Source organism: Bdellovibrio sp. NC01, assembly GCF_006874625.1.
Classification (GTDB): Bacteria; Bdellovibrionota; Bdellovibrionia; order Bdellovibrionales; family Bdellovibrionaceae; genus Bdellovibrio.
This window is the reverse complement of record NZ_CP030034.1, coordinates 102,200-126,528: the sequence shown is the minus strand read 5'-3', so window position 1 is coordinate 126,528 and position 24,329 is coordinate 102,200. Positions and strand designations below refer to the sequence as shown.

The window sequence follows — 24,329 nt, the reverse complement described above, 5'->3', positions numbered from 1 at the left end:
GACTTTGTGGCAGACTTTTCGTTATGACTTCTTCGAACGACAGCACTTTCAGTAAAAAAGAACTCGCCCTGATGATCACTCTTGCCGTGATGGCAATGTTGGTAACGACTGTTGCGGTGGTTCCGTCCCTTCGTTCAAAGGTCAAATCGGCTCTTTCAGTCGAAGATCGCGAGATTTTAGCGAAAGTTTCCGGCAAAATCGGCGCCCCTGGCCCTAGAGTTACTGTTCTAAAAATCAAGAGCGCCAATCAAATCACACTTGAAGTTTATGATATGGATGGACCCGAGGGCATGACGATCATTGCGCGCATTCCATTGAATGAATCGCGTGATGGTTATTTTGCGCTACAAGGAAACGCCACGAATCTTGCTTTGACCGATGTGGATAGCGACGGTGAAATGGAAATTGTGGCCCCAACTTATGACGATCAAATGGTTCCGCGCTTAAATATCTTTAAGTACAATCGCGCGACAAAAGGATTCGACAGAGTCACAGCGCCCACTGAGCATCAATGACGCAAATCTCAACCGGAAGTAAGTCCGTACCTTTTGCGGAATAAAAAAAGCGGGTTTGTTACCCGCTTTTTTTATTTTTAGTGTTTTGCTGGGACTTGTGAAGTCTTTTTCTCTTTGAGCTCTCTCCAAGAGTGTCCTTCGCGGGCTTTGGAGTTCATTTGAAAACTTTGTACGGCTTTTTGATGGGCCTTGTAGTCTTCACTGAAAATATGTGTTCCATCGTTTTTACTGACGAAGAAGATGAAGTTCGTGTGTGCCGGCTTCATCGCTGCTAGCAAGGCTTCGCGGCCTGGGTTCGCAATCGGTGTTGGTGGCAAACCATCAATCACATACGTGTTGTAACGAGTTGGTGTCGTCAAATCCGCGCGCGTGATGTTGATCACAATCTTTCCAGATTTTTCCGCTTTACCGTAAATGATCGTTGGATCCGTTTGCAGTTTCATTTTGCGATTTAAACGGTTGTGGAAGATCGAAGAAATCAACGGACGTTCTTCAGGAGCACCCGTTTCTTTTTCAATGATACTTGCAAGAGTTACGATCTGATTACGTGTAAAACCTTGAATTTCAGACTGTGGCGCAATTTCGTTGTATACGTACAAGAATCTTTTCACCATGTTTGAAATTAAAGTCTTTGTATCCGTGTACTTCGTAAGCATGTAAGTTTCAGGGAACAAATAACCTTCCAGACTTTCAAGATTTTCACCCAAAAGACTGTTGATCAATTTTCCGTCGCGAGCCCATGACAGAAACTCTGCAGCCGTTCCGAATTTTTCTTTTTCATAAAGATCTGCGATTTCATAAATGCTAAGACCTTCACTGACTGTAAAGCTACGCGCAATGCTTTTACCTGAAACCAGTACCGACAAAACTTCATCAGGAAGCATGTTGGTACGGAATAGGTACTCCCCCACTTTTACTTTGGAGCGTTCGTTTTTAAAACGCGCATACAAAGAAAAGAAAGTGGCGTTGCGAACTAAGCCTTTGTTTTCAAGATCTTTTGCGATTGTATTGAATGCCGTGCCAGGAGCCACTTCGTAAACGACTTCCTGACCAACTTCACTTGGTCTTTTGTGAGCAAAGTCGTAAGCCAAGAAGCCTACGACTGCGCCAACTGCAACCACCAACGCAACAACAGATGAAAGAAGAACTAGAACGGATTTCTTCATTATTTCATATCCAAATTCATGCCTGGAAGAACCTTCGACGCATCAAAGGCTGTTGGATCTTCAAGACTTGCCACAGGCACCGTGCAATATTGAATTGCAAAGTGTGCAGATGGACGGTCATTACCAGATTTACCCATACCACCAAATGGCAAACGAGAGCTTGCACCATTCGTCGTACGATTCCAGTTCAAGATACCAACGCGCGCTTTAAACAAAGCTTCGTCGTAAAGTTCTTTCTTCTTAGTGAACAACGCCATCGCCAAACCATAACCTGTCGAATTCGTGATGTTCATCACTTCGTCGAAGTTATCGCTTTGATAGATCGCCACGTTTGGTCCAAAGATTTCGCTTTTCTGATAAACGCTGTTTGGATCAAATTTTTTCACCAAGTGAATTGACGGTGTTACGTAGTGACCTTTGTGTTTCAAGTCCAAAGATTTACCGCGCATCAAACTTTCACAGTTTTCGCGATTCGCGATTTCTTGGAAGCGGATGTATTTTTCAACCGCAGCTTCATTGATCAAAGTTCCCATAAATGGATTTTCAGACCAGTGACCGATCGAAAGCTTCTTCGCAGCTTGATAGAATTTTTCAGTAAACTCATCCGCAATCTTTGGATGAAGAATGATACGGCTTGTGCCAGAGCAACGTTGACCTGAAGTCATGTAGGCACCGACTAGCGACTCATAGATCGCTTTGTTCATGTCAGCATCATCCCATACGATTGTGGCGTTCTTACCACCCATTTCAAGAGCAAGAATTTTCCAATAGTGAGTCAAAGTCTCTTGCTTGATTTTCAAACCAACTTCGTATGAACCAGTGAACAACACGCCATCGACATGTTCATTCGCTACCAAGCGACCGCCAGCAGCACCATCACCTTGAACCAAGTTGAATACGCCTGGAGGGAAATTAGCTTTCTCGAAAAGTTCAGCCATGAATTGGCCAACTGCTGGAGTTTGCTCTGAAGGTTTGAATACGATTGTATTACCTGCGATCAACGCCGGAACAATGTGACCGTTTGGCAAGTGCGCCGGGAAATTGAAAGGACCGACAACCGCCATCACACCACGTGAACGGTGACGAATCACTCCATCAACTTGTGGAAGGGCGTTCGCGATTCTTTCTTCAGCAATCAATTTAATAGAATGGTTAACCGTAATATCGACTTTCGCGCCCAAAGCTTTCGCTTCAGTCATCGCATCCCAAAGTGGCTTACCCGTATCACGTGAAATCAACTGCGCCATTTGTTCGACATTCGCGTCGTACATTTCTTTTAAGCGCAACATATACTGTCTGCGCTCTTCCATCGTCAGCATAGCCCACGCTGGATAAGCTTTTTTTGCTGCCAAGCACGCCTCATCAATGTGGTCATGCTTGAACGGCACCGTCATAACAAGATCATTTAGATCAGCCGGGCTGATGTCTTTGAATTCTCCATCGCCTTTTGTAACTGGAGAAAAACGACCATTGATAAAGTCACCTTTATAAGTGGTTGGAAAAATAGTGGTGCTCATAACTTACTTTCCTCTATTGTAGTGAAAGGGTGCCAAATAAACTTCATCGCCAATTTCAAGATTCAAAGTTGCGCGCACTTTCGGTGCAACTGCCACTTCGCCATCACGCAAATCGACAGAACATAGAGCTGCCATGAACTCTTCGCCGGTTGTTGCGATCAACATCTGATCTTTATAAGAAGCATCTTTAAATTCTGTGACCTTCGCACGTTTGCCGTACTTGATCGGAAGAATTTCTTTTAAGCCCGCGCCATAGTGTGGACCGCCATCGAAAGGATCCACTTCATCTAGATAATGGAAGCCGATGCTTTCCAATAAATGCTGCGCAGGTTTCGTCGCTTCACCAACACGACCCAAAACCAAACGTGCTTTTGAATCAAGTAAAGCCAGATAGATGTCTTCTTGCGGGAACAAGCTTTCGATAAATTCCTTATGCGATTGGCTTAATAGATCGGCTTCCTGATAAGGAAGACCTGTGAATCTTCTGCCAAGCGCTTCCCAGAACTCGCTACGACCTTCTTCCGTCAGTGGCGGAGTCAGTTCGCACAATACGCGCTCCTGGAATCTTTCTGGATGAATCGCCATATATAAAAAACGACTTAAGCTGATTTGCTTACCTAGTTTTTCAGGACGACGACGATACGATTTATCGACAAGAAGTCCTCCGATTTCAGTTGGGCCGTCAAAGTCCAGCTGGAAGCGCAAAACTTGATGAATAAATCCGATACCAAGATCTGAAGAGAAATGATCGCGTTTCAAAATTTTGAAAGCACTGTGTGGAACTTCATCGTTACCGTGTTTTGCGATAACTAGTGAACTACCAACGATCAGTTTTTCTTCTAGATCTTCTAGGACAAACAAATACTCTGCTTTGTCTTTGGGAAGTTTGTTTGCAAATGATTGTTCACTGCGATCGATTTTTTCTTTCAAAACTCTTTTATCACCAGGCAAATTCAACAAGTTAAACTGCTTAGCCAAATCAAAGAGTTGATTCAAATCGTCGTGTCGAACCGAACGAATGATAAAACTCATAGGCAGAACCTTTCGATAATCTTTTTATAAAACTCGATAGCTTTTTCAAGATCCGCTATCGCAACATGTTCCGTGGGCGTGTGCACATTGTCTTCACGCTTGCCCGGACCAAAACACACGCATTCAATACCAATGCGTGAAAAAATACTCGCTTCGTTTGTCGACGGCTGCGTGATGGGTTTATCACTCAAACCAAGATTACGAAGCTCATCCAAACAACCTTTCACCAGAATCGAATTACGTTCTGTGCGATAAGGTTTTTTATAGTCGTTCACTCTGAAAATCGCGCCGTTCTTTTCACAGACCGCGCGAAGTTCATCCATCCACGTTTCATACACTTCATGAGTGATGATCGGTGGCAATCTGCAGCTTCCTGAAATTTGCACGTCGTCTTCATTCGTGCGAATCAAGCCGATGTTCAAAGTCGGAGTACTTGGATGGAATTCATTGTCTTTGTAATCCAAGAACTGCAATTCCATACTTTTCAACGCGCGGAAAATATTTACGATCTTTTTGCCGATCGGTTCTTTTACCGGCGAAGCAATATCAATTTCTAAAAACGCATTGCTTGGAACAGTGTTGAAATTAATTCCACCATCGATTTCCATGATGTTCACTGAATCAGGAAGCATCATCAGATACTCAAGCATTTTACTAATCGCACTTTCACCCAAATGCGGTGTTGAGGAGTGCGCTGCTTTTCCGCGGAACATCTTAGATTGCGTCGAAGTACTTTCGCGCAAATTGTGTTCTTGGCGGTACTGCAATTCCTCGTCAGAAAAAGGCACGCGAATTTCAACACTCGCAAAACCTTTAGCGGCGTTGATCAGTTGCAAATCACTTGGCTCCCCGATCAAGGCCATTTTTGCGGCGATCTTATTCTTGCGAATAAGTTTAAGTGCTCCTTGCATTCCAGTTTCTTCGCCGAAAGTGCCAACCAATACTGGTGGCAACTTCCACGCACGATCATTTCCGAAAGAAGCAATCGCCCACAACTTACATAAGAAATCGAGTTTAACGTCAGCGGCGCCTAAACCATAAATCTTGCCGTCCATGATGTGTGCATCAAACGGATTACTTCCTGTTTGAGTCCACAATGAAAACGGACCAGGATCGACAGTGTCGAGATGATTCTGCAACAAGAACTCAGCCTGCGGTCTTTCTTTTGAAGGACGCGCAATGATGTTCACTTGTTCTAAATCACCAACTATTTCCTCTTGCTCTTCGACTTCCAAACCATGACGGCGACAGAAGGCGGCCGCCCAGCGAGCAAGTTCACGATTGCCATGCGTGGGCGTACTATCGATGGAAATAAACTGACGGCAAGCCTCGATGAAATCCAACTACACCCCTTCAAGAAGCGTTTTTTCAATCGCTTTCAAAGCGACATCGATATCCGCGTCTTGGATAATTGCTGGGATCAAGAAGCGCGCACGAACTGGATCTTTACCGCATGGGAATGCGATCACGCCGTTCGCGAACAATTTATTCAAGAATGTATTTACGCTTTCTTTTTTACCGTCGTGTGGAGTGAATGCCACCATCAAGCCCATACCGCCAGCATCAGAAGCCAAACCTTTGCATGAACCTTCGTTCAATTTATTCAAGCCATCGATGAAGCGTTTGTGAATTTGATTAATGCGACCGTTTGGTCCCAAGAAACCTTCACCCAACATGTCTAACATTTCCATGCCCGCAGACAATGACGGAGATGAACCCGAGAACGTACCAGCGATCAAACCTGGTTTTGGATTGTATTCTTCAGTGTAAAGAGTCGCACCAATCTGTGCTGTCTTAGCGATCGTGCAAAGATCAATGTATTGACCCAAATCCAAAGTTTCGAATGCAAAGTATTCGCCTGTACGAGTGAAAGTTTGAACTTCATCCGCCCATACTGCGATATTTTTTGATTTCGCAAATTCCAAAATAGGAACAAAGAATTCACGAGGCGCTGCTTGATAACCGCCCTCGCCCAGCATGGGTTCAAAACCGAAAACAGAAATGTTGCCTTCGTGTTTTGCCACGTGTTCTTTGAATGCGCTTAATGCTTTTTCACCAGATTTAGGATCACGTTTATCGAAGAACGGAATACGCAATACTTCGTGGTATTCTGGCAAACCTTGTTTGTAAGCTGGGTTATCAGTTACTTCCGCCATCATTGTTGAACGACCTGCGAAGGCATCTTTAAAACCAATCACCATGCGTGCTGGAGAATTTTTTTGACGAGAAAGTTTCAACGCATTTTCATTTGCCATTGTACCGCATGTCGCAATCCACGCGTGCTTCAAACGAGATTTTTTAGAAGCAAGTTTCACAAGTTTTTCTGTGAACAGGCGATATTCGTTATTTGGTTGCAAATTACCTTGAGTCAAAATGTCAGCCAATGAACCGCGAACCGCAGCAGCCATCACACGTGGGTGAGAGTGACCCATCAAGTGAATACCGATACCGTTGATCAAATCCAATTTGATGCTGCCATCTTCAAGTTCAACGTAAGGACCGCGACCCGCACCAGTGCCCATGTACGGATAGTGCAAAGGACGACCACGGAACAAACCTGTTGAATCTAGTTTTGCTTTCGCAGCGTCTTTGAACTCTTCTTGTGGTCCGCGAATACCAGTGAGTTGTGAATTCAATTTAGTAACTTCACCGACAAGTTCTTGGATCAAATTATTTACTTTATCAGATTGTTTAATTTGGTGGCCTACAAGAGAGCTCATAATACCTTTCGAACGTCTGCGTATTTTTACCAGACCTCTGTTATTTGAAATGCCCGTCCAGTTTACTCTCGGGTCAGGACTAAGACAAGACACCTGGTAGACACGAAGAGACTTTTATCTATAAACTGAGGTTCCTATGACGAAGCGACTCATCGTGTTCTTTTTTACTCTGATTTTGCCCACTCTAGCGTGGACTCAAAACAACTCTTTTGCTGAACTTTTCAAAGAGGGAACTCAGCACTACGTAGCGAAAGAATATGAAAAATCGCGTGACGCATTTGCCAAAGCCGTTGAATTAGATCCACATAATGCAACAGCGCTTACCAACTTGGCTTTAGCCCAGTTTCAGCTTGGTAAAAAGCCCTTAGCAGTTGGCCTTCTGCGCAAAGCTTTGGCCGCCGATCCTGAACTTTCTACGGCGCGTACTGGACTAAAGTTTGTGTTATCGCAGATGGAAAATCGCGATGTGCCACATCAACTTGAAACTTACGAAAGCGTAAGAGCAAAACTATTAGCTCCAGTACCATTGCTTGCTTATTTGATTCTGACAGCAGTGTTGTTGTTCGCGGCCGGATGGACGTTGTTATCTTATTTGGGCCGCCGTCGCACAGCCCTTTCTGAAGAAAAAGCTCCTCCGGCAGTTCCGGTTTTGGGGATTGTTTTCTGTGTGGGATTCATCGCGTTTTTAACATTACTGACTTTGAAAATTTACGATTCAAACATTATGCGCGCGACAATTGCTGAAGATAAAGTGTCGTTACAAACCGCACCTGGCGATAACCAGGCGGCGATTTTAGATTTGTACGGCGGTATGGAAGTGATCGTGAAAGCGAACGATAAAGACTGGTCACAAGTAACTTATCCGGGCTCACTCACGGGTTGGATTAAGTCTTCTTCTTTGATTATCACGTCAGGACAATAAAAGATCGCAGCAAGTGCAAACATCGCAAAGGAAAACGATGCGATGTCTTTCATCATCAGCATAAACCCGCCGTGAAGCACTAGCACAAATATCCACGCGAACTCTTTTTTGCGCATTAATAAAAACGGAATTAAAATTTCTAAAATAATCACCGTCCACGACATCAGTTGCGCGGTTGGCAATGACAATAGCGGCTGCCATAACACTTTCAGCAAATGATCCGTTGAATCTTGAGTCTGCACGAAAGCCAGTGTCTGCAAGGTTTTCCCGGTGATGAACTGATCAAAAACTTTTGAAAGTGCACCGAAAACGTAAACCAAAATAATCTGCCATTTTAAAAATCTGCGTGCCGGAATATTTCCGGCGAGCGACGAACTTAAGGCAATAGTCCACAAAATTATCCACAGCAGAATTTTCTGGTTTTGCATCATTTGTGTAAGACTCATAGTGATGCCAATTGCTGCCAACCACGCGCCCCATTTTCGTTCTTGCGTGAAAAGCAAAACGCCACCCGTGAACGTCAGCGCCCACTCGATCAACAACAACGTTGTGCCATACAGTGGAAAATATCCGGGATGACGATACGAAAAAATCTCACCCGCATGAATCGCGTAACGTCCGACCATCACGTCATCTACTAAACGCAACAACACCGCAGCGCCCATGAAGAAATAGAAAAGTTGCAGACTATTTTTTTCGAGCTGTGCAGTCACTTGCTTGAAGTTCATAGCTGGCTCCTTCTATTTTCAAATTCCAATTTGCGATCTCAGGATGCTTGCGGCAGATAAATTCAGCGGTCCCACGAGCGGTCGATTCATCGAAGTCATAATGGGTTTTTGGCAAATAGCCAGCCAAAGAAACCTCATGCCCATGGTCATCGGTGAGTGTGATTTGCTGCACCCACTCCACACGGGAAAACATCTTCCAACCCGGCAATGGCGGGATCATAAGCGCTACAATTAAGTAGAGGATTTCTATGACCAGTAAAATGGTAAAAAAATGCTGCTTTAATGTCTTAATTGGCATTTTTTTAACCCTCCTTCCGCGCTATCGATGAGCCTTTATTGACAGTAGGTCCTAGACCAAAATATGATCAACTCCTATGCTAAAAACGCTGCGAGTCATGACACTTATTTGCGCAAGCTCCGTTCTAATGACGGCTTGTTCTTCTACGGAGAGAAACTCCAACACTCCTGAGGGTGCTTTTGCTATTGCCGAGGAATTCGACAAGGGCGAGCGCTATGAAGAGGCGATTCGTCGCTATACGGAAGTGAAAAATAAATTCCCGTACAGCAACTTCGCGACAAAATCAGAACTTGCGATTGCAGACGTTTACTACAAACAAGAATCTTTCGCTGAGGCGCAAGTGGCGTATCAGATGTTTAAAGACCTGCACCCGACGTCGCCACAAGCAGACTACGTGCAATTCCGTTTGGGCATGAGTTACTTCCAACAATTGCCAACGACAATCGACAGAGATTTATCTCTAGCGAATGACACAATCCTTAATCTTAGCGATTTGATTAAGAAATATCCGAACTCTCAGTACGTAGCTGAAGCGAAAGAAAAGCGCACAGCGACGATCAAAATGTTGGCTGAGAAGGAAGAATACATCGCGGACTTCTACTTCAAACGCGAAATCTATGATTCAGCGTTAGGTCGTTATGAAGGTTTATACAGAAATTACGGCAGCCTTGGCTTCGATAAGAAAGCTCTTTCACGTATCGTGATCAGCGCACATAAAATCGACGACAAACCGAAGGCCGAAAAATATTTGAAAATTCTGGCAGCAGACTTTCCTGGAACTTCTGAATTGAAAGCAGCTGAAAAGGAGATGAAGTGATTAACTCTCTTCAAGATGACATGCTTTCAGAAGCACGCGGTTACTTTATCAATGGTAACTACAAGATGGCTGAACCTATCTTGAACCAAATGCTTCTGCAAAACACTCGCAATCCAGAAGTGTATCAAATGCTTGCGACGATCTTTTACGATAAAGGTCAGTTCAGCAAAGCAATCAAAACGTTCCGTCGTGCTTTGGAAATCGATCCAACTTACACAGACGCGAGTGTTGGTCTTTCAATCATCTTAAACGATCTTGGTAAATACGATGAAGGCAAACAGGTGTTCCTGGATGCTCAATCGCAATTGGACAAGAAATCTGGAAAACAAGATCCCTTCGTTGATGAAAAGCTTGCTTCTAAACATGAAGAATTGGCTGACTTGTACTATCAATACAAACGCTACAACGAAGCTCTTGAACAACTATTGAAGGCGCAGAAGCTTTCCAGCAGAAAAGCGGAAATCACAATGCGTATTTCTGAAGTGAACGTTCAATTGGGTCAAACAGATCGCGCCATCAAAGATTTGAAAGCGTTGATCCGTGAGTATCCACACTTAATTCCAGCTCGCCTAAAGCTTGGGGCGATTTACTACAATTCAAACAATATTGCTGAAGCCACAGAACAATGGGAGAATATCCTCATTCGGGATCCACAACATCCTGAGGCCTTACGTTATTTGAAAATGGCGCAAGCAGCAGGCATTACATCGATCGACTTGTAGAAATAGAGGCAGAACAATGGCGCAACTTAAAGAACAGATGGTTCCTTTCCTTACAGCTGAAGAAATTAACGAATTGGTTATCAATTTGGCTGAACAAATCGAAGCAGATTACGACGGAAAAGAGATCATCTTCATCTGCCCTCTTCGTGGTTCTATGCACATCACTGCAGACTTGATGAGAAAAATTGATCTTCCCCAACAAGTAGATTTCGTACACGTTCAAGCCGTTGAACGCGGTGGCGCGATCAAAATCGTAAAAGATATCTCTGTAAATATCGCTGGCAAACACGTGATCGTGGTTGAAGAAATCATCGATACAGGTCGTACTTTGAGCTTCTTGCGCAGCCGTTTGTTCGCATCAGCTCCAGCATCTTTGAAAATCGTGACATTGTTGGATAAACCAGCTCGCCGTGAATTGCCTATCAAAGCAGACTACATCGGTAAAACTATCGATGATCGTTATGTTGTTGGTTATGGAATGGATTCTGAAGAAGTAGGAAGAAACTATCCAGATATCTACACTATGAAAAACTAAACTAAGACTAAAAATCTAGTGAGAGTAAGAGTTGGGTGAATAACCCAACTTTTTTTTCGTCTAAAATCCTAAGAGACAACGACGTTCACGACAAAAAGAACGACGACACAAAATACGTATAGAAATACTAGTTGTTTTGGCATGATGAGAACTCCTATCGGTAAGTTAGGACCTCTTAGGACCTACGTCAACCTTGTATTCATTGGTTTCTTCACATTGACCGGCCGTAAACTCGCCCGAAGACCAGGTTTCAGACAAGATGTTTTTACATAACTGGGCTTAAGGCCCGCAAACTATCTTTAGTGAAATGCCGAAACATAGATAGCACTTCGTAATTTGAAGAGTTGGTGCTCGGAGGACCTGCAATGTCGAAGCTATCTTTGCGCGGAAGATTTTTGTTTATCACTGCGTTTTTAATTCTTATCTCTCTTGTGACTAATACATTGTCACTCGAACGCATGTATTCACAAAACAAACAGACATCAGAAATCGGCGATACATGGCTTCCGTTGGTAGGTAAGTCGTCTGATATTAACATTAACGTCGTGAACTATCGCCGTTTGGAATTTGAGTTGTTGGCAACACAAAGCACGGATGAACGCAAAAGCATCCTTGAAGAGATGGACAGCCTTAACGGCAATATCATGATCTATTCAAAGACTTTAGATCCATTGCTGGCAACGGACGCGCTTAAAAAATCTTTCGAGGACTTCCAAGCCTCATGGGATTCGTATCAATCTGAAAGCGATAAGTTTAAAGCCGCTGTTGATAAAGAAAATGCGACTTTAGCAGAACAAATTCTGCGCGGTGATTCGGACAAATTTTATTTAAAAAGTTATCAGGCCTTGAAAAGCTTAACTGACGCCAGTTACCTGGCCGGCGTTGAAAAGTCAGAAAACGTCAGTAAATCATTTAAGATGACGTTGATCGTTCTGATCTCGATCGTCTCTGTCTGTATTCTTATTGGTATGGCAGCAAGTTGGCTTAATATCCGTTCCGTACAAAAATCATTGCGTTCAGTTGCTGATGGTTTGGATTCTTCTTCGCAAGTGGTGCGCACTCGTTCATTGGAACTTGTCGACTCTAGCGAAAAGATTTCTTCTAACACGACGTCGACAGCAGCTTCGCTTGAAGAAATCGTGGCTTCAATGGAAGAGTTGACTGCGACGGTTCGCCAGAATTCTTTAAGTTCCAGCGAAGCCGCTAATCTTTCTAAGGACGGTCAATCTGCTGTGGTCGATGGCCAACGCAAAATGCAAGGCATGATCACAGTCATGAACGATATTTCTTCGAACGCTAAAAAGATCGAAGAAATTTTGACTATGATTGATGACATTGCCTTTCAAACAAACTTGCTTGCGCTGAATGCTGCGGTTGAAGCTGCAAGAGCAGGCGAACAAGGTAAAGGCTTTGCTGTTGTCGCTGATGCGGTTCGCGCTTTGGCGCAAAAAAGTGCTGGGGCCGCAAAGGAAATTAGTACTTTGATCGTCGAAGCGAATGAAAAAAGCACTTTGGGCGTGAAGTTAGCAGCTGAAAGCGAAAGCTCGTTGCAGACAATCGTTTCTAACACGCAAAAAGTATCGGAACTAATTCAGCAGGTCGCACAAGGTTCGCAGGAGCAATCTCAAGGTATCGAACAAATGAACAAAGCTCTGACGGAAATCGATCAAAGCTTGCAAGGTGTAGCGTCTTCTATGAGCACGGTCAGCAACTCTACCGGAGAGATGCAGGACCAATCAGAAGAACTAAACAAAATGATGTATGCACTACATCAATTAGTTGGTAAAAAAGAATCTAATGAAAATAACGAAGAGGAATCTTCAGCAGCATAATCAAAAGTATTAAGAAGGAGATCTAAATGAAAAAAATCACCCTATTTGTAGCCGCATCACTTTTTGCGCACATGGCTTTCGCTGGCGATTGCACGATCACTGTTGATCGCAAAGCTTGCCCTGGCAAAGAAGTTGACGCCCTAAAACCATACAATGGTAAGAACCCGACAGACGAAAGCAAAAAATTAGACAGTGCTGATGCATGCGAAAAATTCGCTGAAAAAAGCGCTAAAATCGTTCGTAAAGGCACGTTGAGCGAAAAGAAGGTCACTGTCAAATTTGATGGCAAAGACCTTGGCAAGACTTTCGACGAGAAATCTGAGTGTAAATAAGTTATCCAAAATTGGAAAACATCAAAGGGAGCCTGGCTCCCTTTTTTTATTCTCATCTTGAGACGCAGACATCCTCATAATCCCCTCTGTCCACCCTTTAGAGAATCCCCGTTTGAGCCGATAAAAACCCAAAGGGGGAAACATCATGAAAAAGTTTAAGAACTTTTCTAAAAATCTTTTTAAAAATCAATCAGGTCAAGGTGCGACTGAGTACATCCTATTGCTAGTGGTTGTAGTTAGCCTTGTGATGATTTTCAAAAAAGACATTCAGTCTGCTGTGCAAGATAAAATTGGTCAGCTTAAAGACGGCATGGGCCAAGTTACTGTTCAGTAGTTTCGCTAGCTTAAGAAGGGCTTAGAACGAAATGACAGTTGAATATGTCTTGTTGCTTTTCGCAGTGTTCTTCATTGGGCTGAAAGTTTTCATTTCAGCTCCAGCGAAAGCATTTAAAGAATCTGGTCCCCGCATGGGTGCCAGAGTCGAAATGCAACTTGAGACAGGCGGCGGTTTCCAAACCAAAGGCAAAGTTCAACAGTGGGGGGAATAACATGTTACGCACAGTTAGGAACCAACGCGGTCAATTCGTAATCGAAGGCGTTCTGCTCATGATCGTCATGGTGTCGATATTCATCGCCAGCATGAAGACTCTTCGCGAGGGCAAATACCTTGCGAACATGATCGAACGTCCTTGGGCCGAAGTTTCGGGGATGCTTGAATGCGGAAGCTGGGGTTCACCCGCTACTGCATGCAAGAACCACCCGAATCAAAGTCAACGAAGTGTGTCTTTGAAACCTTAGTAAGGGTGAAGTTGTGAAAAGGAATGCGGCAAGCAAAATCATAATTGGAAACTCCCGAGGTATGATCTCGGCAGATTTCATTTTTTCGCTCACGTTGTGTGCGGGGCTTTGCATTGTTTTGTTCTCTTTGACGTTCACATTGTCAATGGCAGAAGTTGGCCAATACATTGCCTTCTCTGCTTCGCGTGCTCACGCGGCTGCACACGTGGATCCTGCGATGCAAGCCAAAATGGGTACTGACAAATTCAACGAACTATTAAGCAAACCTGTTCTTCAAGATCTATTCGCGAAAAAAGGCGGCGGTAGTTGGTTCCTGCTTGGTGCAGAAACTGATGGCTCTGCTCCGAAGATCGATATTAAGGGCGGTTATAACGGAGAAGATTTTTCTAACATCTACTCCATTCCGAAGGCGGCTGTTGAAGCAGCGACGGTACCGATCACTGGTGTTCGTGTTGCATTCGTTCCGCGCATTCTGAATTTAAAAATCGCATTCTTGGGTACGACGGCATCTGATTCCGATTCTGGATTCAAATCCTATCTTACAGCGTTCATGATTCGTGAACCTTCCCAACAAGAATGTCTGGTGCAAATGAAAGCACGTAACGAAGCGATTCTAAATCTGTCTTCTCGTTATAAAACTTTGGGAAGCTCTGGCAACAGCAAATACGTACCACTGGAGGATAACGGATGTTAAAGTCTAAAAAATCTTCCAGATTAAATAATGAAAAAGGTATGGCCATGTTCGAGATGATTCCCGTCATGGTTGTTGTCGTTTTATTTATTAACTTCGCATTGGGTTTCTTTGGCGCCATTCACACCGGCATCATGAATTCAATGTCTGCTCGAAACTATGCGATGGGAAGTTTCTCTCACCGAGCGAACCTTACCTATTTCCGTAAAACTGATAGCGGCAATCTTCACTACAACGATTATAAAATGCGCGTACACGGTACACGTGACGAATCTGGTGGTGAAGCGAAATGGGCCGCTTCAACTCGTAAGATCGACTTCTTCGATTTCGGTAATCGTCCTGAAGTTGATATGAAAAGTAAAGACTTCCATCAAAAGCAAGTCAGTACTGTGTGTGACTACGACGTTAAAGGTAAAGATTGCAGCAACCCTCGTAATGAGAATGTTAGCGTGAACCCCATCTGGATTAAAACTTCATACGGCATCTGCTTGAATGCAGCTTGTGGAACTTAGGAGCGCTATGGGACCGAATGATACTAGAAACCTATGGTTATCGATTGGCGCAGGAGTCTTCGCGACATTCCTTCTGTACAGCTATTCTCAAGAGAAAAAAGCAGAGTACGACAAACGCTTCGGTTCAACGAAACGTGTAGTTATCGCCAAAGACGATATCGCTGAAATGCAAACGATCTACGATACGATGGTAGAAACAAAAGAACTTCCTGCTGACTTCATTCAGCCAGATGCGATCACAGTTCCTGATGAAATCATCGGTAACGTGGCTGCGGTTCCTATTCGTAAAGGTCAGATGGTTTTGAAAAATAACTTATTAACACCGGGTCCTGACACAGGGATCTCGTTGCAAGTGGCTCCAAGTAAACGTGCGGTAACGATTCCAGTGGATGAAGTCCGTGCGGTTGCAAAGCTAATCCGTCCGGGTGACCGCGTGGATATCTATGCAGCAGTTGATAACGGTAAAGGTGTGAATCAACGTCGTGAAGTCTTCACTATGATGAATGACGTTGTTGTCCTAGCGACAGGCGTGAGTGTTGTAAATAACATTCCACGTATGTTCGAATTGGACTCTTCAGGTAAAAACTTAAGTCAGATCGCTTTAACTGGTGACACGAAATATACGACGATCACGATTGAGGCGACTCCGAAAGAAGCACAAGATTTATTTTATATCTTGTCAACGGCACCGGGTAACTTGTTCTTCGCTTTAAGAAATCCAAGCGACAGAACAATTCCACCGCGTATGCCAAGCTCTACTTCTGATTCAGTAGCGGGTAAGCCTGTTGTTTCTTTGGATGGACCAGCGCCGGCGTCAGTAGCGCCACCGACGATCCTTCCACAGCAGCAAATGCCGGCTCGCCCAAGTATTGCTCCGCCTATGCAACAACGTACGGCACCTCCGCAACAGCGACCTGGTGGCTTCCATACATTGTAGTTCGTTCGGGTTTTGTTAAGGGGAATTGTTAGTTAAGGGGGAATTATGAAATATCAACTGCTCACTCTAAGCTTACTATTAAGCATGAGTGGATACGTTCGCGCAGAAGACGATCTGTCTGCCGATCCATCTGTATCGGTTGAAGATAGTGGCGCTTATCGCTCGCGTAAGTTCGTCAGCCTGACTTTAGGCATCGAACACGACGAAAAACTTCCTCCTATTCCTGAAGGCGTAGAATTCAAAGGTGATTTCCGCCGTATCGTAACAGCCTCTTTCGCTAAAGACTTGAACGTTATCCGCTTCGCCCCTAAAGCGGAAGGTTTTGCGACACTAACAATTCACGATAAGAAAAACGGCAAGATCGTTGCCGAATACCGTATTGACGTTAAGAAAAGTAAGCTTGATAAAGTCGTTCGCGAAATGCGTGCACTTCTTGGTGATATCGAAGGTATCAACATCAAGATCGTAAATAATAAAGTTGTCGTCGATGGTCAGATCCTTCTTCCGAAAGATCTTGCTCGTATCTACAACGTCGTTCAGCAGTTCGGCGATCAAGCTTCATCGCTTGTGACACTCAGCCCATTAGCACAAAAGAAAATCGCAGAGTTCATTACGCGCGATATCAACAATCCAGAAATCGAAGTTCGCGCCGTGAATGACAAAATCATTCTTCAAGGTTGGGCGAACAGTGACGATGAAAAAGTTCGTGCAGAGATCATCGCGAAAACATATCTACCAGATATCGTGATCGAAGCTGCCGAAGAAAAAGGTGTGATCAAAAAGCGTAAGCCTGCCAATGACGGTGTCATTAACTTGATCCAAGTCAAAGAGGCTGCACCAAAACCACCTTCTAAGATGATTCAACTTGTCGTGCATTACGTTGAGTTGAATAAAAACTACTCGAAGGCGTTCAAATTCCAATTCACTCCTGAATTGGGTGACAACTCGCAATTGACTGTGACTGGTGGTGGCAGCACTCCAGGCGGTATCGTCAGTTCTATCACAGGCACAGTTTCAAACTTGTTGCCGAAATTAAACTGGGCGAAACAACACGGTCATGCTCGCGTACTTGAAAGTACTAGCTTGATTGTTGAAGACGGTAAAAAAGGTGAAATCAAACAGGTAACCAACCAACCTTACGCGGTTATCGGTAAAGATAACGTTCAAGGTACTGCGTTTGCGGAAGTTGGTATCGTAAGTACGATCACACCAATGCTTCTTGGTGAAAAATCAGGAAGCGTGCACATGGATCTGTCATTCAAAGTGACAAGCATGGTGGGTCGTTCTGGTGGTGCGCCAATCACAAGCTCGAATGAAATGAATTCGTCAGTGATCGTGCGTGACCGTCAAAGTGCTGCAGTCGGTGGTTTGATCCGTAATACTGCAACAACGGACTATAATAAAATGCCTGACAACGTGAAGAACCCAATCATCAGTCTTTACGCTTCGAAGGACTTCTCGAAAGATCAAAGCCAGTTCGTGGTGTTTGTGACTCCAGTCGTTAAGACTTCAGCCAGCGCCGGTGCTGAGCAAATCAAGAAGAAGTTCCGCCTACGCGATTAGGACGCTGGTCTGCACTCCTGCTTGCGCAGGAGTAGGACTTTAGCCGGGTCCCTTAATTGGGACCTTCATCTCGTAAAAAGGTTCGACATGTTGGCCGATAAGGATGACGGAGGTCCGCATTGGCTATTAATCCTAACTGTAATCTCATCGCTGTTGTTGGTGGTAAAGGTGGCGTCGGTAAGAGCGTCTTTGCCGCGAATTTTGCCTGCGCCCTTATGACAGAGCTACGTACTCAGGTTTTGCTTGTCGATGCAGACTCTAAATCAGTCGGCGATCAAAACGTGATCATGGGGCTTAAGCCAGTCAAAACTTTGAAAGAACTATCTTCTTTCCAAGGTTCTTTAAATTCTCAACCAATGAATACTCTTGTAACGATGCATGCTTCTGGCCTTGGCTATGTCGGTGCCGTGCGTGGACCTGAAGAAAGCATGAACATTTCGCCTGATATGTTGGGCAAGTTGATGGACTTCTTCAGTCGTGCATTTAAATTCGTAGTGGTCGACGTGGGTAATGACTTGGGTCCTGCGCAAATGGCTGTTCTTCAAGAAGCCACAGCCATCATGATCGTGACAACTCCAGAAGTTCTTGTCGTCACTCAAACGCAACGCTTGGTGAATGAACTTTTATCAGCGACATTCCCTAAAGACATGTTCCAATTGGTGATCAATAAAGCTTCACCAACAGGTTTGTCTCCGCAAGCGATTTCAAATCAATTGCAACTTCCTTTCTTGGGAATCGTGCCAGCCGATGAAGCCACTTCAATGATGGCGTTACAAAAATATCAGCCGTTTGTGTTGTCAGCTCCAAAAGCTCCAGTCACAGCGGCTTACTTTGACGTTGCTAGAAAACTAACTGGCGGCGTCCTACAAAGACTTAAAACATTGGCCCGTCCTAAGCCTGTGGCTCCAGCAGCGACTGAAGGCGGCGGTAACGCTGCGGTTGTTTCTGGTTCTTCAGGCATGGACCCGCGTACGTTGACTAAAATCCGCGTGCATAACGAATTGATTCGTACTGTGGATTTGAAAAAGCTTTTGATGGATACGAAGCAGGACGAAAATAAAGAAAAAGAGATTCGCGAAAAAACAAAACGTGAAATCACTTTGATCGTCGATAAAGAAGCTCCGGATCTTTCACGTGAAGAGCGTTCAAAAATTATCAAAGAAGTTTTAGAAGAAGCATTAGGCTTGGGTCCTCTTGAAGACTTACTTGCCGATGCTGCCGTGTCAGAGATCATGGTCAATGGTTTCAAAAAGATCTTCGTCGAGAAAAGCGGTAAGGTGCAATTAAGCCCTGTGCATTTCACTTCGAATGATCACCTACGCCGTATCATCGAACGTATCGTGACTCCACTGGGTCGTCAGATCAATGACTCGACTCCTTACGTGGATGCGCGTTTAAAAGACGGTTCGCGTGTGAACGCCGTGATTGAACCACTGGCGATCGACGGACCTGCTTTGACTATTCGTAAATTTAAAAAAGGTGGTATCACACCTGAAAAGTATATCGAGTACGGAAGTATCACGAAAAACATGATCGACTTCCTTCGTATCTGTGCAGAGAACGGTTTAAACATCGTGATCTCTGGTGGTACTGGTTCCGGTAAAACATCCTTACTGAATATGATGTCATCATTCATTCCTTCGAATGAACGTGTTATCACAGTCGAGGACGCGGCCGAGTTGCAATTGCAACAGGAACACGTCGTGCGTTTAGAAACTCGTCCTTCTTCGATGGAAGGAACTCACTCTGTCACAATTCGTGACTTGATTAAGAATGCCCTGCGTATGCGTCCTGACCGTATCATCGTCGGTGAGTGTCGTGACGGCGCCGCTCTTGATATGTTGCAAGCGATGAATACAGGTCATGATGGCTCAATGACGACAACTCACGCCAACAGTCCTCGTGAATGTATCGCGCGTCTTGAAACTCTTTGTATGATGTCTGGTATGGATCTTCCAGTTCGTGCGATCCGTGAACAAATTGCGGGCGCGGTTAACTTGATCGTTCAGATTTCTCGTCTATCAGATGGTAGCCGTAAAATTTTGAGCATCACTGAAGTTGCGGGCATGCAAGGTGAGATCGTAACTCTTGCAGAGATCTTCCGTTTCAAAGAAACGGGCTACGATAAAAATCGTAAGATCCAAGGTGTGTTCCAAGCAACCGGTACAATTCCAAGCTTTATCCAAAAACTGAGCGATAAAGGTGTTGTGATTCCTCGTGAAATTTTCGCGAACGATCCAGCAGCGGCCAACCCTGCTCCGGCAGCGAAGCCAGCAGCACCAAATATCGCGGCTCCAAAAATGCCTGGAGTTATTCCTCCGAAGAAAACGGGGTAGATTATGCATTTCTTATATAACGAATGGATCATGATTCCTATATTCGGTATTTGCATCTTCGTCATCGTTCTGATGTGGGCGGAGAAAGCAATTACGTGGTTGCATGCACGCAGTCTTGGACAAAGAGAAGAAGTCGTAAAACTTCTTCGTGTGATGGGTAACGATGTTGATGAAAAGAAGATCACGATCATCATTTTATTGATGAGCTTCGGTGTGGGCGCCCTTGCCTTCTTGGCATTCTGGCCGAACGTGCTTATCGGTTCCGTCTTTGGCGCGGCCTTGACTGTCGGTGGCTGGCAGTTGCCTTTGCTGTTAGTAAAATTGATTTATGAAAAACGTTGTTCAACATTCACCGATCAAATGGTGGACGGTCTTACTATCATGGCGAACGGTATTAAAGCCGGATCGAATCCACAGGAATCGATGAAGCGCGTGGTAGAGATCATGGGCAATCCGATCAGCCAAGAGTTCTCGCAAGTTCTTTATCAAATGCAAGTCGGTGATAGTTTTGAAAGCGCATTGAATGACTTAGGCAATCGCATTCCTCGCCCTGACGTGCAGATGTTCGTAACGTCGATCAACATCTTAAAAGAGACCGGCGGTAACTTGGCCGAAACTTTTACAACGATCGTGACTGTTATCCGTGAACGTCAAAAGGTAGAGAAAAAAATTCAGGCCCTTACCGCGCAAGGCCTGATGCAAGGGATTATCGTGACTTTGATCCCGTTTATTTTGATGGGCGTATTTATGATGGTAGATCCGAACTTCATTAAACCTATGTTTACTACAACCCTTGGTCTAGTGTTGTTGTTCGTGATGCTTGCTCTTCAAATTATCGGTGGCGTCGTAATTAAAAAGCTTGTTACCATTAAAGTGTAGTTTGTCAGTTTCAAGGAAGAGGTAAGAAATAATGAAGAAAACTCTCTTGGCAATCGCAGTTCTTTTTTCTGCGCAGGCGCACGCGCTTGTCGACATGAAAAATGCCAACTATTCCAATACATGGATCGATATGGATGTTCCAGGTAGTGGTTATGATTTGAAAATCGTTAGAACTTATAACAGCCGTTCACTCTTCAACGGTATGTTCGGCTTCGGCTGGTGTTCTGACTTCGAAACAAGCATGGAAATCACGGCTGAAGGTAACTTGAAAGTGAAAGAGTGCGGTGGCGGTCTTGAAGTCACGTTCTCTCCTCGCGAAGTAAGCCGTAAAGACGTTGATAACACAATCAATGCCATCGTAGCGAAAATGAAAGCCGAGAAAAAAGTCGGCGTGACTGAAGCTTACATCAACAGCTTGAAAACTCAGTTGGTTGAAGATGACAACGCTCGTTCTGAACTAGCTGCGAAATACGGTTTGACGGCTCCAGTTAAGGAAGGCACTAAGTTCTTCGCTAACGGTCGTGAAGTTGAACACTTCGTATTCAATAAGACTTACTACACTCGTAATCTTCCAGACGGAAGCGCACAACGCTTCAGCACTCAAGGTAAACTGACTCACATCTACGATAAAAATGGTAACTTCCTGAAATTTACTTACGACAAAGACGTTATCGCGCAAATCGAAGATAACAACGGTCGTCGTCTTGGTTTCAAATATTTCCAAAACAAAAAAGTTAAATCGATCACGGGTCCAAATGGTTTGATGGCTGAATACAAGTTCGCAAACCTGGACGATCTTGCATCAGTAAAGAATGCTTGGTTGAAGACTTATACGTACGAGTACGATGATCTTCACAACTTAACGAAAGCTTCTTGGCCAGATAAAACATTCATCGCTTTGAAATACGATAAAAAGAATGACTGGGTTATCGGTTTTGCGGATCGTGACAAGTGTGTGGAGTCGTATAAATACGAATTCGCGACGAACGATCCTAAAAATCACTACTGGTCTACAGTTAAGAAAGTCTGCGGCAAAGAAACGATCGCTGATAACAAATACGAATTCTGGCATCAACAACGCGCTGATGGTCAGTTCTATTTGCAACGTGTAGCTACGACTGTAAACGGTAACGTAACTGATATCACTTACCATGAAGTATTCGGCAAACCGACTTCCATCCGTCGCAACACTGATCGTATCTCTTACGAGTACTATCCAGATGGTCTTGTAAAAGTAAAAGCAACAGCGGCAATGCGCATGGCTTACGAATATGATCCAAAAATCAAAAAAGTAAGCGAAGTGACTTCAACATTCTTCAATGCGAAGGGTGCAAAAGTTGCGACGAAACAAACGCAGTTTAAATACGATGCAAAAGGTAACTTAGCGTTCGCACAAAACTCTGATGGCCAAAAAATCTCTATGACTTATGATAACCGCGGACGTATCGCGACTATCACGGATCAAGCGAAAAAGGTTGTTAAGATTGAGTACGAAGAACGCTATGGTAAACCAGCTGTTGTAACTCGCCCAGGTCTTGGAACTATCCAAGTATCTTATAAACAGAATGGCGACATCAATAAAGTGGACAGTAAAGAAGGTCCTTCAGTGGCAATGCAAGTGGCCAGCACATTTAATAACTTGCTAGATATTATCGCTCCAGCTACAGCTGAGCTTTATCTGTAAGAGAGGTGAATGTATGAAGAAGATTTTAGTCGCTACAACGATCTTGATTTCTCTAGGTTCAGCTTTCTCTGCATTTGCACAGGACGATTCTAAACGCACTGTAAATCCAGGCGAAGACCCAAATGAAGCGATGACTTCACAAGGTGCTTCGGTGGCTTCAGTAGGCGAGTGTAAGGAATGTTTGGCTCGTCTTAAACATATGCGTATGCAAGACCCTACTGCCGCTCAACCACGCAGTGGTTCTGGCTCGAATCCTTCTTCGGGTTCAGGCGCAGGCAAAGACGGCGTAGAATAACTGTCTAGTTAGTTTTCACAGGAAGAACGAAAAAGGCTCTGGTCACCCAGGGCCTTTTTATTTTCGCCTCACACCTGCTTATATCGGCTAATTGTCTCAGTCTGATACAGATTTCATGGCATGACCGCTGCAATAGACTCCTTATGAAGGATTAATTCATGTAAAGGAGTCCCCTATGAAACTTGCGAAAATTCTAATGGCCGCTGTTGTTCTTGCGACTGCATCTATGGCGTCAGCAGATCCTAAATGCGCTCACAAGGAAAATGGCTCTTTGTTCGCTTCGACGAATCCAGTAAGAAAGGCGAAAACTTCGTCTACGGGTCCAACAAACCCAGTTGCTCCTGGAACTTCGAACGGCGCAATCAACTAACATAATATTATTGCCCCCAAGGAGAGTGGTTTCCCCCCAGCCGCTCTCCTTCCCCTTTTGTTCAAAGCTTTTTCAACAGCGGAACAAAAAAGGCGCGTCTTTGCGCAGGCAATCTCATTCTAAGAATCCCCTTGGCTAAGTCCTTGATTCAAGGTCGGCCCTATCTCATTGTGAGTCGAAAAATCTGGCACGCGTGATGCAATACCTCTTTGTGTACGACGAATTAATGAACACAAAGGAGTACCAAATGAAAGCAGCAACAATCATCATCACAGCAGCAGTAATGACAATCTCTTCAACTTCTTTTGCTGGTTCAAAATGCAAACACATGATGAGTTCACAAGGTAACAGCTTGTTTGCTCACACAGTAGCTCCTTCATCAAATACGCAAGGTACGACGACAACTGCTACTGCAGCGACTTCAAATCAAGCTATCAAATAATTTAAATCAGACGGGTGCGCTTTAGCGAACAGCTTTTTCGTGAGCGCCTTCTTGGAATCCGTCAACAGTGCTAGCCACGCCATCTTTCACGTGACCACCCAAATTTCTTAAAGCCATTGCTCCACCAGCGGCAGCGCTTTGAATCCACTGCGACACTGTTGAGTGTTGCAACCATCTGAATGAATATGATTCGATAGTTGCGCCACCAACCTTCACTTGCATCAAAACGATCATCAAGCATGTAAAGGCAAAGGTTTTAAGAACGAACTTAAGTTCTTCCATGGGTCGATTCCCCTTGTTGCGGTAATACTTTGGAAATTGTTTTTAAAATTTGATCTTTAGTAAACGGTTTCGTCAGATACGCATCGAATCCCGCTTGATGTGCTTGTTCAATCAATGCTTCATTGTCGATTGTCGAACAGCCAATGATTTTCACTTCAGGCATCAGCTCTTTCAATGCCTTCGCAGTTTCAATTCCGTTTCGCAACGGCATCACCATATCAAGGAAAACAAGATCGGGCAGAGTCGCTTGAGCAAGCTTAATGGCATCATCGCCATTTTCAGCTTCGCCAACACAAATGCCACCAGCGGAACTCACGATATTTTTTATGAGTTCTCTAAGAAAGGCGGCATCATCTACAACAGCGAAACGTATCTTCATCCAAAACAGTATATGAAGATATCAG

The 24,329-nt window shown here is 44.2% G+C and carries 29 protein-coding genes; 20 read left to right on the top strand and 9 right to left on the bottom strand.

Annotation, left to right across the window (positions count from 1 at the left end):
* Positions 1 to 23 precede the first annotated feature (23 nt).
* Positions 24 to 515, top strand: coding sequence for a hypothetical protein (locus tag DOE51_RS00665; RefSeq protein ID WP_142694690.1), 492 nt, complete (start codon positions 24 to 26; stop codon positions 513 to 515).
* 77 nt (positions 516 to 592) lie between these two features.
* Here DOE51_RS00665 and mltG read toward each other — a convergent pair whose 3' ends face one another.
* From mltG to DOE51_RS00640, 5 genes are read right to left on the bottom strand one after another with little or no spacing between them, the layout of a single operon-like run.
* Positions 593 to 1,681 (bottom strand): endolytic transglycosylase MltG, encoded by a 1,089-nt coding sequence (gene mltG, locus DOE51_RS00660; RefSeq protein ID WP_142694689.1) that lies wholly within the window; start codon positions 1,679 to 1,681, stop codon positions 593 to 595.
* Positions 1,681 to 3,198: a succinylglutamate-semialdehyde dehydrogenase gene (locus tag DOE51_RS00655; protein ID WP_142694688.1), complete on the bottom strand. Its 1,518-nt coding sequence runs from the start codon at positions 3,196 to 3,198 to the stop codon at positions 1,681 to 1,683. The genes mltG and DOE51_RS00655 overlap by 1 nt, the downstream gene beginning before the upstream one ends.
* Positions 3,199 to 3,201: 3 nt before the next feature.
* Entirely contained in the window at positions 3,202 to 4,230 is a 1,029-nt protein-coding gene (locus DOE51_RS00650; protein ID WP_142694687.1) for an arginine N-succinyltransferase, read from the bottom strand.
* A complete protein-coding gene (locus tag DOE51_RS00645) occupies positions 4,227 to 5,573 on the bottom strand; it encodes a M20 family metallopeptidase (protein WP_142694686.1) in 1,347 nt (448 codons plus the stop codon). Before DOE51_RS00645 ends, DOE51_RS00650 begins: the two co-directional genes overlap by 4 nt.
* Positions 5,574 to 6,950 (bottom strand): aminotransferase class III-fold pyridoxal phosphate-dependent enzyme, encoded by a 1,377-nt coding sequence (locus DOE51_RS00640; RefSeq protein WP_142694685.1) that lies wholly within the window; start codon positions 6,948 to 6,950, stop codon positions 5,574 to 5,576. It abuts the gene before it with no gap.
* Between the two features lie 136 nt (positions 6,951 to 7,086).
* Between DOE51_RS00640 and DOE51_RS00635 the strand changes: the two genes are divergently transcribed.
* Positions 7,087 to 7,872 (top strand): SH3 domain-containing protein, encoded by a 786-nt coding sequence (locus tag DOE51_RS00635; protein WP_142694684.1) that lies wholly within the window; start codon positions 7,087 to 7,089, stop codon positions 7,870 to 7,872.
* On the opposite strand, the gene DOE51_RS00630 is transcribed toward DOE51_RS00635, so the two are convergent.
* Positions 7,809 to 8,600, bottom strand: a complete 792-nt coding sequence (locus tag DOE51_RS00630) for an HTTM domain-containing protein (RefSeq protein ID WP_142694683.1) — start codon at positions 8,598 to 8,600, stop codon at positions 7,809 to 7,811. The genes DOE51_RS00635 and DOE51_RS00630 overlap by 64 nt on opposite strands.
* The gene (locus DOE51_RS00625) at positions 8,560 to 8,898 is read right to left on the bottom strand and encodes a hypothetical protein (RefSeq protein ID WP_142694682.1); all 339 of its coding nucleotides are present in this window, start codon (positions 8,896 to 8,898) and stop codon (positions 8,560 to 8,562) included. Before DOE51_RS00625 ends, DOE51_RS00630 begins: the two co-directional genes overlap by 41 nt.
* Positions 8,899 to 8,995: 97 nt before the next feature.
* Between DOE51_RS00625 and DOE51_RS00620 the strand changes: the two genes are divergently transcribed.
* The 18 genes from DOE51_RS00620 to DOE51_RS00535 all read left to right on the top strand — a co-directional run bounded on the left by DOE51_RS00620 (position 8,996) and on the right by DOE51_RS00535 (position 23,643).
* Complete coding sequence (locus tag DOE51_RS00620; RefSeq protein ID WP_246845210.1) at positions 8,996 to 9,715, top strand: outer membrane protein assembly factor BamD; 720 nt, start codon at positions 8,996 to 8,998, stop codon at positions 9,713 to 9,715.
* On the top strand, positions 9,712 to 10,437 hold the full coding sequence (locus DOE51_RS00615; protein ID WP_246845209.1) for a lipopolysaccharide assembly protein LapB: 726 nt from the start codon (positions 9,712 to 9,714) through the stop codon (positions 10,435 to 10,437). Before DOE51_RS00620 ends, DOE51_RS00615 begins: the two co-directional genes overlap by 4 nt.
* 16 nt (positions 10,438 to 10,453) lie before the next feature.
* Entirely contained in the window at positions 10,454 to 10,972 is a 519-nt protein-coding gene (gene hpt, locus DOE51_RS00610; RefSeq protein WP_142694680.1) for a hypoxanthine phosphoribosyltransferase, read from the top strand.
* Between the two features lie 365 nt (positions 10,973 to 11,337).
* Positions 11,338 to 12,804 (top strand): methyl-accepting chemotaxis protein, encoded by a 1,467-nt coding sequence (locus tag DOE51_RS00605; protein ID WP_142694679.1) that lies wholly within the window; start codon positions 11,338 to 11,340, stop codon positions 12,802 to 12,804.
* Positions 12,805 to 12,830: 26 nt separating this feature from the next.
* Positions 12,831 to 13,136: a hypothetical protein gene (locus DOE51_RS00600; protein WP_142694678.1), complete on the top strand. Its 306-nt coding sequence runs from the start codon at positions 12,831 to 12,833 to the stop codon at positions 13,134 to 13,136.
* A gap of 145 nt (positions 13,137 to 13,281) precedes the next feature.
* Entirely contained in the window at positions 13,282 to 13,470 is a 189-nt protein-coding gene (locus DOE51_RS00595) for a Flp1 family type IVb pilin (protein WP_142694677.1), read from the top strand.
* 31 nt (positions 13,471 to 13,501) lie between these two features.
* Entirely contained in the window at positions 13,502 to 13,684 is a 183-nt protein-coding gene (locus DOE51_RS00590; RefSeq protein WP_142694676.1) for a hypothetical protein, read from the top strand.
* Between the two features lies 1 nt (position 13,685).
* Complete coding sequence (locus tag DOE51_RS00585; protein ID WP_142694675.1) at positions 13,686 to 13,934, top strand: hypothetical protein; 249 nt, start codon at positions 13,686 to 13,688, stop codon at positions 13,932 to 13,934.
* A gap of 61 nt (positions 13,935 to 13,995) precedes the next feature.
* Complete coding sequence (locus tag DOE51_RS00580; protein ID WP_142694674.1) at positions 13,996 to 14,628, top strand: hypothetical protein; 633 nt, start codon at positions 13,996 to 13,998, stop codon at positions 14,626 to 14,628.
* Positions 14,622 to 15,137 (top strand): hypothetical protein, encoded by a 516-nt coding sequence (locus DOE51_RS00575; protein ID WP_246845208.1) that lies wholly within the window; start codon positions 14,622 to 14,624, stop codon positions 15,135 to 15,137. Before DOE51_RS00580 ends, DOE51_RS00575 begins: the two co-directional genes overlap by 7 nt.
* Positions 15,138 to 15,144: 7 nt before the next feature.
* Positions 15,145 to 16,074 (top strand): Flp pilus assembly protein CpaB, encoded by a 930-nt coding sequence (gene cpaB, locus DOE51_RS00570; protein ID WP_142694673.1) that lies wholly within the window; start codon positions 15,145 to 15,147, stop codon positions 16,072 to 16,074.
* Positions 16,075 to 16,119: 45 nt separating this feature from the next.
* A complete protein-coding gene (locus DOE51_RS00565) occupies positions 16,120 to 17,637 on the top strand; it encodes a BON domain-containing protein (RefSeq protein ID WP_142694672.1) in 1,518 nt (505 codons plus the stop codon).
* Between the two features lie 119 nt (positions 17,638 to 17,756).
* Entirely contained in the window at positions 17,757 to 19,973 is a 2,217-nt protein-coding gene (locus tag DOE51_RS00560) for an ATPase, T2SS/T4P/T4SS family (RefSeq protein WP_142694671.1), read from the top strand.
* 3 nt (positions 19,974 to 19,976) lie between these two features.
* The gene (locus tag DOE51_RS00555) at positions 19,977 to 20,852 is read left to right on the top strand and encodes a type II secretion system F family protein (RefSeq protein WP_142694670.1); all 876 of its coding nucleotides are present in this window, start codon (positions 19,977 to 19,979) and stop codon (positions 20,850 to 20,852) included.
* A gap of 31 nt (positions 20,853 to 20,883) precedes the next feature.
* Positions 20,884 to 22,536, top strand: coding sequence for a DUF6531 domain-containing protein (locus DOE51_RS00550; protein ID WP_142694669.1), 1,653 nt, complete (start codon positions 20,884 to 20,886; stop codon positions 22,534 to 22,536).
* Between the two features lie 13 nt (positions 22,537 to 22,549).
* Positions 22,550 to 22,831: a hypothetical protein gene (locus DOE51_RS00545; RefSeq protein WP_142694668.1), complete on the top strand. Its 282-nt coding sequence runs from the start codon at positions 22,550 to 22,552 to the stop codon at positions 22,829 to 22,831.
* A 175-nt stretch (positions 22,832 to 23,006) separates the two neighbouring features.
* On the top strand, positions 23,007 to 23,201 hold the full coding sequence (locus DOE51_RS00540; RefSeq protein WP_142694667.1) for a hypothetical protein: 195 nt from the start codon (positions 23,007 to 23,009) through the stop codon (positions 23,199 to 23,201).
* Between the two features lie 247 nt (positions 23,202 to 23,448).
* Positions 23,449 to 23,643, top strand: coding sequence for a hypothetical protein (locus tag DOE51_RS00535; protein ID WP_142694666.1), 195 nt, complete (start codon positions 23,449 to 23,451; stop codon positions 23,641 to 23,643).
* A 21-nt stretch (positions 23,644 to 23,664) separates the two neighbouring features.
* On the opposite strand, the gene DOE51_RS00530 is transcribed toward DOE51_RS00535, so the two are convergent.
* A complete protein-coding gene (locus DOE51_RS00530; RefSeq protein WP_142694665.1) occupies positions 23,665 to 23,925 on the bottom strand; it encodes a hypothetical protein in 261 nt (86 codons plus the stop codon).
* A complete protein-coding gene (locus DOE51_RS00525) occupies positions 23,912 to 24,304 on the bottom strand; it encodes a response regulator (protein WP_142694664.1) in 393 nt (130 codons plus the stop codon). The genes DOE51_RS00530 and DOE51_RS00525 overlap by 14 nt, the downstream gene beginning before the upstream one ends.
* Positions 24,305 to 24,329 lie beyond the last annotated feature (25 nt).

Excerpts from the sequence above, each read along its gene's own strand:
- DOE51_RS00665 (WP_142694690.1), top strand. The coding sequence starts at position 24 with ATGACTTCTTCGAACGACAGCACTTTCAGTAAAAAAGAACTCGCCCTG.
- mltG (WP_142694689.1), bottom strand. The coding sequence starts at position 1,681 with ATGAAGAAATCCGTTCTAGTTCTTCTTTCATCTGTTGTTGCGTTGGTG.
- DOE51_RS00655 (WP_142694688.1), bottom strand. The coding sequence starts at position 3,198 with ATGAGCACCACTATTTTTCCAACCACTTATAAAGGTGACTTTATCAAT.
- DOE51_RS00650 (WP_142694687.1), bottom strand. The coding sequence starts at position 4,230 with ATGAGTTTTATCATTCGTTCGGTTCGACACGACGATTTGAATCAACTC.
- DOE51_RS00640 (WP_142694685.1), bottom strand. The coding sequence starts at position 6,950 with ATGAGCTCTCTTGTAGGCCACCAAATTAAACAATCTGATAAAGTAAAT.
- DOE51_RS00635 (WP_142694684.1), top strand. The coding sequence starts at position 7,087 with ATGACGAAGCGACTCATCGTGTTCTTTTTTACTCTGATTTTGCCCACT.
- DOE51_RS00630 (WP_142694683.1), bottom strand. The coding sequence starts at position 8,600 with ATGAACTTCAAGCAAGTGACTGCACAGCTCGAAAAAAATAGTCTGCAA.
- DOE51_RS00625 (WP_142694682.1), bottom strand. The coding sequence starts at position 8,898 with ATGCCAATTAAGACATTAAAGCAGCATTTTTTTACCATTTTACTGGTC.
- DOE51_RS00620 (WP_246845210.1), top strand. The coding sequence starts at position 8,996 with ATGACACTTATTTGCGCAAGCTCCGTTCTAATGACGGCTTGTTCTTCT.
- hpt (WP_142694680.1), top strand. The coding sequence starts at position 10,454 with ATGGCGCAACTTAAAGAACAGATGGTTCCTTTCCTTACAGCTGAAGAA.
- DOE51_RS00605 (WP_142694679.1), top strand. The coding sequence starts at position 11,338 with ATGTCGAAGCTATCTTTGCGCGGAAGATTTTTGTTTATCACTGCGTTT.
- DOE51_RS00600 (WP_142694678.1), top strand. The coding sequence starts at position 12,831 with ATGAAAAAAATCACCCTATTTGTAGCCGCATCACTTTTTGCGCACATG.
- DOE51_RS00595 (WP_142694677.1), top strand. The coding sequence starts at position 13,282 with ATGAAAAAGTTTAAGAACTTTTCTAAAAATCTTTTTAAAAATCAATCA.
- DOE51_RS00590 (WP_142694676.1), top strand. The coding sequence starts at position 13,502 with ATGACAGTTGAATATGTCTTGTTGCTTTTCGCAGTGTTCTTCATTGGG.
- DOE51_RS00585 (WP_142694675.1), top strand. The coding sequence starts at position 13,686 with ATGTTACGCACAGTTAGGAACCAACGCGGTCAATTCGTAATCGAAGGC.
- DOE51_RS00580 (WP_142694674.1), top strand. The coding sequence starts at position 13,996 with ATGATCTCGGCAGATTTCATTTTTTCGCTCACGTTGTGTGCGGGGCTT.
- DOE51_RS00575 (WP_246845208.1), top strand. The coding sequence starts at position 14,622 with ATGTTAAAGTCTAAAAAATCTTCCAGATTAAATAATGAAAAAGGTATG.
- cpaB (WP_142694673.1), top strand. The coding sequence starts at position 15,145 with ATGGGACCGAATGATACTAGAAACCTATGGTTATCGATTGGCGCAGGA.
- DOE51_RS00565 (WP_142694672.1), top strand. The coding sequence starts at position 16,120 with ATGAAATATCAACTGCTCACTCTAAGCTTACTATTAAGCATGAGTGGA.
- DOE51_RS00555 (WP_142694670.1), top strand. The coding sequence starts at position 19,977 with ATGCATTTCTTATATAACGAATGGATCATGATTCCTATATTCGGTATT.
- DOE51_RS00550 (WP_142694669.1), top strand. The coding sequence starts at position 20,884 with ATGAAGAAAACTCTCTTGGCAATCGCAGTTCTTTTTTCTGCGCAGGCG.
- DOE51_RS00545 (WP_142694668.1), top strand. The coding sequence starts at position 22,550 with ATGAAGAAGATTTTAGTCGCTACAACGATCTTGATTTCTCTAGGTTCA.
- DOE51_RS00540 (WP_142694667.1), top strand. The coding sequence starts at position 23,007 with ATGAAACTTGCGAAAATTCTAATGGCCGCTGTTGTTCTTGCGACTGCA.
- DOE51_RS00535 (WP_142694666.1), top strand. The coding sequence starts at position 23,449 with ATGAAAGCAGCAACAATCATCATCACAGCAGCAGTAATGACAATCTCT.
- DOE51_RS00530 (WP_142694665.1), bottom strand. The coding sequence starts at position 23,925 with ATGGAAGAACTTAAGTTCGTTCTTAAAACCTTTGCCTTTACATGCTTG.
- DOE51_RS00525 (WP_142694664.1), bottom strand. The coding sequence starts at position 24,304 with ATGAAGATACGTTTCGCTGTTGTAGATGATGCCGCCTTTCTTAGAGAA.